The organism is Dawidia soli, assembly GCF_018598185.1.
GTDB classification, from domain to species: Bacteria; Bacteroidota; Bacteroidia; order Cytophagales; family Cyclobacteriaceae; genus Ohtaekwangia; species Ohtaekwangia soli.
The window spans coordinates 116763-128572 of sequence record NZ_JAHESC010000020.1; the positions used below are offsets into that span (position 1 = coordinate 116763).

Genomic DNA, 11810 nt, shown 5'->3' on the forward strand with positions numbered 1-11810 from the left:
TACCCTATACACACGTATCTATCTGTAAACCATCGACTCTCTTCTCCACGCAGGAGCACAAACAGCGGGTCAGATTTCCCTATTTAGAACATTTATAAAGTAATGTTCAACTTGGTGAAATAGGCTTTGCGAACTAATTTTCGCAAAAATTCTGAAAGCCTAAATATGAATTGGTTTACCAAGCTTCTGACGAGCACCCTCGGCAGAAAACTGATGATGGCCCTGACGGGTCTTTTCCTGATCCTTTTTCTTGTCGTACACTTGATCGGTAATCTTCAGCTCCTCAAACACGATGGGGGAGAGGCGTTCAATGTTTATGCGAAGTTCATGACAAGCAATCCGCTGATCAAGACAGTGTCCTACGTGAACTATGCCTGCATCCTGATCCACATCATCTGGGCCTTGTTGCTCACGATGCACAATCGCAAAGCGCGCGGTTCCGAGGGATATGCGGTAAGCAAAAACTCCTCGGCCTGGACATCGCGGAACATGGGCATCCTGGGTACCTTCATCCTGATCTTCCTGGTCATCCACCTGCAAGGGTTTTGGGCAAAGATGCATTGGGGCAACATCCCGGTGAAAGTATACGACGGCCAGGAAGTGAAAGACCTGTACGCGGTCGTGGCGTTTGCCTACAGCAACATCCTCTGGGTAGCCATCTATGTCTTCAGCATGCTTGTCCTGGCCTTCCACCTGTGGCACGGCTTCGCCAGCACCTTCCAGACGCTGGGCCTGAACCACCTCAAGTACAACCAGCCCATCCGGTTTGTCGGCAGAGCCTTCTCGATCATCGTGCCGGTGCTGTTTGCGATCATCCCGATCGTCATGTACCTGACGACCCCTCACTAATTAATTAAATCAGCGCAATTCGCGAGTCATTTATATGAAACTAGAATCAAAAGCTCCGCAAGGCCCCCTGGGTGAAAAGTGGACCAAGCATAAGTTCAACGTGAAGCTGGTAAACCCGGCCAACAAGCGCAAGTATGACGTGATCGTGGTAGGTACCGGTCTGGCCGGTGCTTCCGCCGCCGCATCGCTTGGTGAGCTGGGCTACAATGTAAAGGCGTTCTGTTTCCAGGACAGCCCCCGCCGTGCGCACAGTATCGCCGCGCAAGGTGGTATCAACGCAGCCAAGAATTACCAAAACGACGGTGACAGCGTGTACCGTCTTTTTTATGATACGATCAAAGGGGGCGACTACCGCGCCCGCGAGGCCAACGTTCACCGCCTGGCCGAAGTCAGCGTCAACATCATCGACCAGTGCGTGGCGCAAGGTGTACCCTTCGCCCGCGAATATGGCGGAACCCTGGCCAACCGCTCCTTTGGCGGTGCGCAGGTATCGCGTACGTTCTACGCCCGCGGTCAAACCGGACAACAATTGTTGTTAGGCGCATACTCGGCCTTGAACCGCCAGATCGCCAACGGCAAAGTGAAGATGTATACCCGCTCCGAAATGCTGGACGTCGTGCTCGTGGACGGCAAAGCACGCGGCATCGTCGTGCGTAACCTCATCACCGGTAAGATCGAATCGCACAGCGCCCACGCGGTACTGCTGTGCACCGGTGGCTACGGCAACGTCTTCTTCCTGTCAACGAACGCAAAAGGCTCGAACGTAACCGCCGCATGGCGCGCCCACAAGAAAGGTGCTTTCTTCGGCAACCCCTGCTATACGCAAATTCACCCGACCTGTATCCCCGTAACGGGCGACCACCAGTCGAAGCTGACGCTCATGTCGGAATCACTGCGGAACGACGGTCGTGTATGGGTACCCAAAGTGGCAAAGCCGGGCCTGCGTGCAAAAGACGCCGCCAGCATTGCCGAAGACGATCGCGACTACTTCCTCGAACGCAAATACCCTTCGTTCGGTAACCTGGTGCCCCGCGACGTAGCGTCGCGCAACGCCAAGTATATGTGCGACGAAGGCCGTGGCGTAGGCCAGACCGGCCGTGCCGTATTCCTCGACTTCGCCGACGCCATCAAACGCGATGGACGCAATGTCATCGAAGCCAAGTACGGCAACCTGTTCGACATGTATAAGCAGATCACCGGCGACAATCCGTACGAAATGCCGATGATGATCTACCCCGCCGTGCACTATACCATGGGCGGCCTCTGGGTAGACTATAACCTGATGACTACCGTCCCCGGCCTGTATGCCCTCGGCGAAGCCAACTTCTCCGACCACGGCGCCAACCGCCTGGGAGCCTCCGCGCTCATGCAAGGACTGGCAGACGGTTACTTCGTGATTCCGTACACGGTGGGCGACTACCTGGCCGGCATGAAAGCAGGCGAGAAGATCAGCACCGATCTGCCCGAGTTTAAAGAGGCGGAAAAGCAAGTGAACGAACGCATCGCCAGACTGCTGAGCATAAAAGGCAAAAAGACAGTAGACCACCTGCACCGCGACCTCGGCCACATCATGTGGGAGTACTGCGGCATGTCACGTACCGACGCCGGCCTGCGCAAAGCAAAAGGCCTGATCCAGGATCTGAAGAAAGAGTTCTGGAGCAACGTCAACGTATTGGGAGGCTCCAGCGAGCTGAACCAGGAACTGGAAAAAGCCATGCGTGTGGCCGACTTTATCGAACTGGGCGAGCTGATGGTAGACGATGCGTTGAACCGCACCGAATCCTGCGGCGGCCACTTCCGCGAAGAGTCTTCTACGCCTGACGGCGAAGCGCAACGCAAAGACGACGAGTTCATGTACGTTGCCGCATGGCAATACACGGGCGAAGATCAACCCGAAGTCCTGCACAAGGAAGAACTGATCTATGAAACTGTTAAACCGACTCAGCGGAGTTATAAATAAGAGGCTTCCATGAAGATTACACTTAAGATCTGGAGACAAAAGAACAACACCTCCAAAGGTGCCTTTAAGGTGTACCAGCATGAACACGTGTCGGAAGATATGTCGTTCCTGGAAATGCTGGACGTGCTGAACAACGAACTGGTAGTAAAGGGAGAGGAGCCCGTGGCATTCGACCACGACTGCCGCGAAGGTATCTGCGGTATGTGCAGTCTATATATCAACGGCCGTCCGCACGGCCCGCAGCAGACCACCACATGCCAGCTGCACATGCGTACATTCAAAGACGGCGAAACGATCGTGGTCGAGCCATGGCGCGCCAAGGCGTTCCCCGTCGTAAAAGACCTGGTGGTAGACCGCACCGCCTTCGACCGCATTCAGCAAGCCGGCGGTTACGTGTCGGTGAACACGGGCGGCGTACCCGACGGTAACGCCATACCGATTCCCAAGAAGGTGGCAGACGAAGCCATGGACGCCGCGCAGTGCATTGGTTGCGGCGCCTGCGTAGCCGCCTGTAAGAACGCTTCCGCCATGCTGTTTACCAGCGCGAAGATTTCGCAGCTCGCCCTGCTGCCGCAAGGCCAGGCCGAACGCAAAGAACGCGCAGAGAAGATGGTTGCACAGATGGACGCCGAAGGTTTCGGTGCCTGTACCAACACCGGTGCCTGCGAAGCCGAATGTCCGAAAGGCATCAGCCTGACCAACATTGCCCGCATGAACCGCGAGTACTTTATGGCCACGCTGACCTCCTACGAAGTACAAGCCAAAGGCGACGGCGCCTGATCGCCCGGTCCCGATAACCATAGAAAAAGCCCCACGCGGTAGTACCGGGTGGGGCTTTTTTATGGCATTTCTTCCGAATCTTATTCGCTCTTGCAGCTGGCAAAAAAGCCGCCGCGGGCAGAAGTGTCGTTGGTAAAGGCGCTGCCGATATTGCCGCCGGCCAGTACCACGTCGCGGCCGGGACCGCTGGCCGCCAGGTGCACTTTAATACAGGCGTTCAGGTTAACGAGTTTCTGGTAATCCATGGGCGTCTCGTCGCCAGCGTGGGAGAGGAGGGTCTCGCTCAGGCCGGTCTTGCCCAGCACCGGGTTGAGGAGCGCGTAAACGTCGGCATCCGGCTCGCCAATGCTGCCCAGGTGCAGGTGCACGGGCAACTGAACGTCACCATCGGTGCCCGACAGCGCCACCACGATCACCGCCTGACCGTCTTTTTTCTCCTTGAACGTTACCGTGCCGCTGATGTCGTAGGCCGCGTCCGGAGGAGCCGCCAGCGCATATACGCTCTCATTGCCGGTAAAATCGCTCGGGGTGCTCTCCTGGTTCTGATCCTGGCACCCGAATAGGGCCGCCGCGAGGGCCACACACGTAAAGAATCGTTTCATAAAAGCCGGATTTGCTGATAAAGTTAAAATAAAATGGGTTTCCCTGGTCGTTTAACCGTCTATCACCCGTAGATTTGTTTTGAGTGGTCCGCGACGTGTGTGATGGGTGTGGGCGTGTGCTTAAGTACTTTTGGCACGGATGTGGCTACTGTCTAACGCGAATTCCTTTGAGTTATTTTGTGAAACGACTTTTTATCCTCCTCCTGATTGCGTTGGCCGGGTGCAGCCCCAAGGTGCAGCCGCCGGACCCTGAGTCTTTAAAGCCGGCATGGCTCAAGACAGCCCCCTACCAGGATGGCTATTATACCGGCATCGGCCACAGCCTGAAAGGTAACGACACCAACTATATCCAGGCAGCCAAAAAGAGCGCCCTGGAAGACCTCATCTCCGATATCAAGGTAAACGTATCCAGCACCTCGGTGCTGAGCCAGTTCGAAGCCGACAAGAAATTTACCGAGCAGTACGAGCAGATCATCAAGACCACCGCTGCCGACGAGATCGAAGAGTTCGAGCTGGTCGAAGCCTGGGAAGATCCCAGCAACTACTGGGTATACTATCGTCTCTCCATCGCGCGCTACCGCCAGATCAAAGAAGAACAAAAACGCAACGCCACCCTGCTGGCCACCGACTACCTGCAAAAGGCCCGCGATGCCGAGCGGGCGGGGGAACGGCTGCAGTCTGTAAACTATTATTTCCAGGCCTTCCGCAGCATTGAAAAATACCTGGGCGAAGCCATCCGCGTGACGATCGACGGCAAAGAGGTATTGTTGGCCAACGAAATCTACGCATCGATCCAGGCGACGCTCGACAGGATCTCTCTGCGGGTAGACCCCGCCGTGATCGAGCTCAACCGACGCGTGCAGCAAAGCGCGCAGACGGTCGTCATGGCCAAAGCATACTATAAAGACCTGAACAAACCGGCCGCGGCGTTACCCCTGGTGGCCGCGTTCGAAAAGGGCGCCGGCGATGTATTCCCGAATTACCGCACCGATCAGCTCGGGCAGTCCAAGATCCTGCTGAATAAGATCGGCTCGAAAGACATCGAGCAAACCGTGGGCGTGCGGGTGGATATCGACGCGCTCAGCGGCAGCGGCAACTCACCCATCTACACGCTGGTGGCGCGTACGCTCCACGTACCCGCTGCGCAGGTAGCGCTGAAGGTACAACGCCCCCTGGTATACCTCACGGCCGAAGAGCGTAGCCTCGGCGTCACCAAAGCCACCGTACAGATCAGCAATAAGCTCCGCAACCTGCTGGCCAACAACGGCTTTGAATTTACCGACGACAAACGCAAGGCCGACCTGTGGTTCGACATCCAGTCCGATTCCGAAAAGGGCTCTGTAACCGGCAGCATTTATGTTACGTATCTGACGGGAGTCATCAAGGTGGTGACGGTAAAAGAAAACAAAGAAATATACGCCACCACGCTGGACCGCATCAAGGGCTACGGCCTGGATTACGACAAATCCAGCATCGATGCCTATGCCAAAGCCATCGATACGCTCGAAAAAGACCGTATGAACGAGCTTCTCAATACCGTACTTCAATAAGAGTAAACATACATGCGTGATTTCTCGCACTTCGCTTCAGTTTGGTATCTCATTTGCATCTCATAATTTGTAACTAAAATTTCCATTTGAATATGAAAAAGTTCACCTACTCTACCCTCATGTTGGTTGCCCTGGGCGGCGCGTTCCTCGCCGGCTGTAAAGGCAGCAAAAAAACGCAGGCACCCAAAGGCGAGATCGAAGTAGTCGTACCTTGCTCAGGCCCCGATTTCTTCACTACCAATAAATTCTTCCGTGCCAACTCCATCGGCCAAAGCCAGGACCAGGTAACTTCTAAGAAGAAGGCCCTTGCCAACGCCCGCGCAGAACTGGCGTCCAGCATTCAGACAACCGTAAAGGCTGTAACCGACAACTATACCAACTCCCGCGAAATGAACAATAAAGAGGAGGTAGAAGAGCGCTTCGAACAGCTGAACCGCGAGATCGTAGACCAGAAGCTTACCGGCCTGAAGACCATCTGCGAAAAGCTGATGAAAACAGAAGACGGTAGCTATAAGACGTACATCGCCATCGAGCTTTCGGCCGATGAGCTGGTGGCCAGCTACAACGAAAAAATGTCAAAAGACGACCGTCTCAAGATCGACTACGACTACGAGAAGTTCAAAGAGACCTTCGAAAAAGAAATGGATAAACTGAGCAACCAGTAAGCTTGCAGCCAGACCTGTTCTGAGAAAAAGCCACGGGTATATGCCGTGGCTTTTTTATTTTTGTTATCTGCATGAAAGACTATTACGCGATCCTGGGTATACGTGCTACCGCGCACGCTGCGGAAATCAAACGCGTATACCGGCGGTTGGTGGTGCAATACCATCCCGACAAGAATCCCGATCCGCAGGCGCACGCCTATATGGCCGAGATCAACGAGGCCTATGATGTATTGGGTGATCCCGACGCTCGTGCGGCGTATGACCTGCGCCGGACGCAAGGATGGACCGACCTGGTCGCCACTACGACCGCCGCCGGGCAGACACCCCCGCCGCCGAGACACCGCGATCCGAAATATCGTCCGCGGCCGGCACCGACCATGAGCGCGCGTCGTCAACGGGAAGCGTTAATGAACAAGTGCGTGCCGTATATAAAGTGGTTCAACTACGTGGGATTACTGGTGACCGTGTTGTTCGCGCTGGATTATGTGTTACCCTACTCCGTAGTGGAAAGCGAAGTAGAAAATTATTATTTTCAACGGCCCGGAGGACGCGGCCGTAACCTGTCGGCCGTGCTGCACCTGTCGCTGACCAACGGTGATCATCTGAAAGTGTACGATTATGACGGACCCCGGCCGGTCCAGGCGCGCGTGCAATACAGACGCACCCTGGTGTATCACACGGCCATGTCGCTGTATTACCAGGCAACGGATTTCAAAATGGGCTATAACTACCGGGCGCTGGCCCTCTTTCCCATCGTACTGTTAGGCACGTCGCTGGCCGCCGTACTGCGCCGCAAGAACATCGAGTTTTTCTTTAATGCCAGTTTTGTCAACGGCCTGCTGCTCGTCATCACATTATGGTTAATTTTGTAGCATGAGCAAAAAGAACAACGACTGGAAAAAACGCGACGGGGTGGTCTACTCCACCAGCAGCGATTTTGAGTTCTCCTATCAGCAGGACGACGAAGCTCAAACGTTGCCGCCCCAGCAACAGAACCTGCGCGTGCAGCTCGACAAGAGCGGGCGCGCCGGCAAACAGGTAACGCTCGTCACCGGGTTTATCGGCACGGCCGCCGATCTCGATACACTCACCAAGCTCATTAAAACCAAATGCGGTGTGGGCGGCTCGCAGAAAGACGGTGAGGTGCTCATACAAGGCGATGTACGCGACAAGGTAGTACAGATCCTGCAAAAAGAAGGATACAAGGCCAAGCGCATCGGCTAAGGCCGCGCCTTCCAGCCATTTTATAGGCCTTTCCTGTAGGCAGCATGTAGCGCAGCCGAAAACCTGATTATCTTTCCGCCCAGAACTTAACCATTAACCTACGTTTTAATGAAGACTCCTTATGTCGCCGCGCGGCTGAGCCTGGCGCTGGTGTGGCTGCTTATCGCAGGCCCGCTGTTGGCTCAGGAAGAACGCGAGCTGCTGCCAGTTACCGGCACGTACGCCATTACCCACGTCACCATTATTCAAAGTCCCGGTCGCATTGTTGACAAAGGCACCGTGGTGATCAAAGACGGGCTGATAAAGGCTGTCGGCAAGAATATACCTGTACCCCCCGAAGCCATGGTGCTGAAGGGCGATAGCCTGTACGTATACGCAGGCTTTATCGACGGCCTTTCCCACGCCGGCGTAAATAAACCCAACAACGAGAACCGCGATCGCGTCAAAGATCCGGGCAACCCACCGCCCGACCGGGCCGGCATTACGCCGCAAACGGATGTACGCAATTTTCTGAACCCTGCCGACAAGGCCGTGGAAGAGCTGCGGGCGATCGGATTTACCACGGCGCACGTTGTGCCGCACGGGGGCATGTTGCCCGGTGCGGGTGCACTGGTCTGGCTGGGCGGACGCACGGCCGACGACATGGTGCTGCAGCCCCAAACATCATTCTTTTCAACGCTGGCCACGGCCGATCGCATCTATCCTGTTACCGTCATCGGCGTGATGGCCAAGTGGCGTGAGCTATACCGCCAGGCCGTACAGGCAAAAGGGTATGCCACGACCTACGCCTCCGCGCGCAACGGTATGAAGCCCGCCGCGACGGACCGGGTGCTGGAAGCGTTTTACCCCGTGATCGATAAAAAGATGCCCGTACTCTTCCAGGCCGAGAAGGCCCTCGACGTGCATCGCGTGCTCGACCTGCAAAAAGGCCTGGGCTTTCCGCTCGTCGTAGCCGAGGTAAAGGAAGGTTGGGATGTGGCCCCTAAGCTCAAAGCCGCCAACGCCAAAGTATTCCTCAGCCTGCAGCTGCCCGAAGAGAAGAAAGAAGAAAAGAAAGACGAGCCGCTCAAATCCATGAGCGCGCAAGAGAAAGAAGCGCTGGACAAACGCAAGACAGAGTTCACAGCAAAATATACCGGCCAGGCCGTAGCCTTTCAAAAGGCCGGCGTGCCGTTCGGCTTCTCGGCACTGCAGGTAAAAACCGGTGACATCCGCGGCAACCTGCGCAAGATCATCAAAGCCGGGCTTACCGAAGATCAGGCCCTGGCAGCCCTGACGACGACACCGGCGCAACTGCTGGGAGTATCGGATATGCTGGGCTCCGTCGATGCAGGCAAGGTGGCCAACCTCGTCGTCACACGCAAACCGTACTTCGATGAGAAGTCCGTCGTGCATTATGTGTTTGTAAACGGCATACTGTATAAAATGGACCTTGCCGCCGCCAAGAAAGAAGCGGCGAAGGTAGCCCTCGAAGGCGAGTGGACGGTAACGTCCGAAACACCGCAGGGCAAGACCGAAGCATTGCTCACGATCAAGAAAGAAGGTGCGCAGCTCGGCGGCACCGTGTCGGGCGATTTCTTACCGCAGCCCGTGACACTGACCACCCTTATGCTGGAAGGCAACGTGTTGAAGTTCTCGTTCACCATGAACCAGGACGGCCGCGACATCAAGGTAGAAGTAGAAGCCAAGGTAGAAGGTACGACGTTCAAAGGCGAGGCGACACTCGACACAGGCGACAAACTGCCGGTACAAGGACAAAAGAAACCCAAGCCCTAAACACGTGAACCACATGAAAAGAATGATATACTATACGCTGTTGGTCATGGTGGCGACACTGCCGGCGCTGGGCCAGCAGACCGGCAACATGCTCATCCGCAATGCCACGGTGCTGACGATCACCAAAGGCACCCAGGCGAACACCGACGTGCTGATCAAAGACGGGAAGATCGCGCAGGTAGGCAAGAACCTCACAGCACCCACAGGCTATGCCGTACACGATGCCACCGGCATGTTTGTCATGCCGGGTATAATCGATGCGCACTCCCACCAGGGCATCGATGCCATCAACGAATGGACGGCGCCCGTGACGGCCGAGGTAGCCGTAGGCGACGCCATCAACCCGTTTGACGTATCGCTCTACCGTGCGCTCGCCGGCGGCGTAACGACCATACACGCCATGCACGGCTCGGCCAACGCCATCGGCGGCCAGTGTCAGACACTTAAGCTGCGCTACGGCGTCATGGAGCCCGAAGCGCTCCGTATGCAAGGCGCGCCGCGCACCATTAAGTTCGCCCTGGGCGAAAACCCCACGCGCGTACACGGCGGCGGCAACAACATCGTGCCCCGCACACGCATGGGCGTGGAGTTCGTCATGCGCGAGGCTTTCTCCAAAGCCAGGGCCTATGCCGCCGCGTGGGACACGTATCAGAAAGCCAAAACACAAAAAGGTTTTCGCGGTGCTCCCCCGGAGTATAGCTACCGCCTCGAGACGCTGGCCGAGATCCTGAAAGGCAACATCATCATTCATTGCCACAGCTATCGTGCCGACGAGATCTATATGATGCTGCAGGTATGCAAAGATTTTGGGATCAAAAAGATCGTCTTTCAGCACGTAAACGAAGGCTTTAAAGTAGCGCCCGAGCTGGCCGCACAAGGCGCCATGGCCTCGGTATTTGCCGACTGGTGGGCCTACAAATTCGAAGTATACTACTCCACCGCCTACAACGCCGCCATCCTCACCCGCAACGGTGTAACGACCTCCATCAACTCCGACGACCCCGAGCTGATGCGCCACCTGTATCACGAAGCCGCCAAAACACAGAAGTACGGCGCCCTGAGCGACGACGAAGCGCTTGCACTCATCACGCTCAACCCGGCCAAACAGCTGGGCATCGACCAGCGCGTGGGCTCGATCGAAGTCGGGAAAGATGCCGACCTGGTCATCTTCCAGAACCACCCGTTGTCGGTATACGGCGTGCCGCAGGTAACGATCGTAGACGGTGTGGTGCGGTTTGACCGCGCCAAAGACGCAGACGACGTACGCCTGGCCGTAGACCCCAACGAGCCGGTCGAAGCCGTCGAGTTGGAGCAACGCGACCACGACAGCTGCCTGGAAGGCCTCGACGATGCATTTGATACTATTTTCGGACTTAACTAACGTCCCCCGCTCATGAAGAAACTAACAGCCTTTATATATGCGAGCGCAACGGTAGCAATGGCCCTCGCCATCCAGCCGCTGGCCGCCCAAAGCCAGAAGAGCACACACGCCACCTATGCGCTGACGCACGCCTCCATCGAAACGGTGACAAAAGGAGTCATTCACGATGGCACCGTGATCATCAGCAACGGCAAGATCGCTGCCGTAGGCACTTCGGTGACAGTACCAGCCGGCGCCGAAGTCATCGACTGCCGCGGCCGGTGGATCTACCCCGGTATGATCGACGCCAACACCAAGCTGGGCCTGAGCGAAGTGGCCTCCGACCCGCGCACGCGCGACTTCAACGAAGTAGGCGATATCGTGCCGCAGATGCGCGCGCTGACCGCCGTCAACCCCAACTCCGTGCTGATACCCGTTACCCGCGTCAGCGGTGTAACCACCGTCATCGCCACGCCCGAGGGCGACCTGATGCCCGGCACCGCCGCGCTCATTAACCTACACGGCTATACGCCCGACCAGATGTTTGCCGGCTTCGAGGGCGTCGTGATCATGTGGCCGCAATCCAGCCGCCGTGGCGGCTGGGACAAACGCACCGACGAAGAGATCAAACGGGAATATGACAAACGCGTCAACAAACTGAACGAAGCCTGGCAAAAGGCCGAAGAGTATCACAAGATCGATTCCGCCCTGAACGGCAAGGGCGTAACATACTACCCTGAGCTGCAGGCGTTGCTGCCGGTCGTGCGCGGCCAGCGCCCGGTGATCATCCAGGTAGAAGTGGCTAAAGACATCCTGAACGCCCTCACCTGGGTGGGTGAAAAGAAAGTGAAGAAAGTGATCCTGTCGGGTGCAAGCGAAGGCTGGCGCGTAGCGGCAGAGATTGCCAAAGCCAACATACCCGTCATCGCAGGTCCCGTGTTGGCATTGCCTACACGCGACTATGACCGCTACGACAAAGCCTACGCAAATCCCGGCCTGCTCCACAAAGCGGGTGTAAAAGTAGCCCTCGGCACGACCGACGAC

Annotated in this window: 11 protein-coding genes; 10 read left to right on the top strand and 1 reads right to left on the bottom strand. The window is 56.4% G+C overall.

Annotated features, from left to right (window positions below; all coding sequences use genetic code 11):
* Positions 1–165: 165 nt before the first annotated feature.
* The 3 genes from KK078_RS14990 to KK078_RS15000 are packed head-to-tail and all read left to right on the top strand — an operon-like array spanning position 166 to position 3589.
* Positions 166–849 carry a succinate dehydrogenase cytochrome b subunit gene (locus KK078_RS14990; RefSeq protein ID WP_254091099.1) on the top strand — a complete coding sequence of 228 codons (684 nt, stop codon included), beginning with the start codon at positions 166–168 and terminating at the stop codon, positions 847–849.
* 34 nt (positions 850–883) lie between these two features.
* Positions 884–2809, top strand: coding sequence for a fumarate reductase/succinate dehydrogenase flavoprotein subunit (locus KK078_RS14995; RefSeq protein ID WP_254091100.1), 1926 nt, complete (start codon positions 884–886; stop codon positions 2807–2809).
* A 9-nt stretch (positions 2810–2818) separates the two neighbouring features.
* Positions 2819–3589 carry a succinate dehydrogenase/fumarate reductase iron-sulfur subunit gene (locus KK078_RS15000; protein WP_254091101.1) on the top strand — a complete coding sequence of 257 codons (771 nt, stop codon included), beginning with the start codon at positions 2819–2821 and terminating at the stop codon, positions 3587–3589.
* An 80-nt stretch (positions 3590–3669) separates the two neighbouring features.
* Here KK078_RS15000 and KK078_RS15005 read toward each other — a convergent pair whose 3' ends face one another.
* On the bottom strand, positions 3670–4191 hold the full coding sequence (locus KK078_RS15005; RefSeq protein WP_254091102.1) for a hypothetical protein: 522 nt from the start codon (positions 4189–4191) through the stop codon (positions 3670–3672).
* A 179-nt stretch (positions 4192–4370) separates the two neighbouring features.
* Between KK078_RS15005 and KK078_RS15010 the strand changes: the two genes are divergently transcribed.
* The 7 genes from KK078_RS15010 to KK078_RS15040 form a co-directional block, all read left to right on the top strand.
* Complete coding sequence (locus KK078_RS15010) at positions 4371–5741, top strand: LPP20 family lipoprotein (RefSeq protein WP_254091103.1); 1371 nt, start codon at positions 4371–4373, stop codon at positions 5739–5741.
* Between the two features lie 92 nt (positions 5742–5833).
* Positions 5834–6406, top strand: coding sequence for an LPP20 family lipoprotein (locus KK078_RS15015; RefSeq protein WP_254091104.1), 573 nt, complete (start codon positions 5834–5836; stop codon positions 6404–6406).
* Between the two features lie 71 nt (positions 6407–6477).
* Positions 6478–7278: a DnaJ domain-containing protein gene (locus KK078_RS15020; RefSeq protein WP_254091105.1), complete on the top strand. Its 801-nt coding sequence runs from the start codon at positions 6478–6480 to the stop codon at positions 7276–7278.
* Position 7279: 1 nt separating this feature from the next.
* Entirely contained in the window at positions 7280–7630 is a 351-nt protein-coding gene (locus KK078_RS15025) for a translation initiation factor (RefSeq protein ID WP_254091106.1), read from the top strand.
* Positions 7631–7738: 108 nt separating this feature from the next.
* Positions 7739–9406: an amidohydrolase family protein gene (locus KK078_RS15030; protein WP_254091107.1), complete on the top strand. Its 1668-nt coding sequence runs from the start codon at positions 7739–7741 to the stop codon at positions 9404–9406.
* Between the two features lie 13 nt (positions 9407–9419).
* Positions 9420–10787, top strand: a complete 1368-nt coding sequence (locus KK078_RS15035) for an amidohydrolase (protein WP_394370567.1) — start codon at positions 9420–9422, stop codon at positions 10785–10787.
* A gap of 12 nt (positions 10788–10799) precedes the next feature.
* A partial coding sequence (locus KK078_RS15040) for an amidohydrolase family protein (protein WP_254091108.1) occupies positions 10800–11810 on the top strand: 1011 nt, incomplete at its 3' end.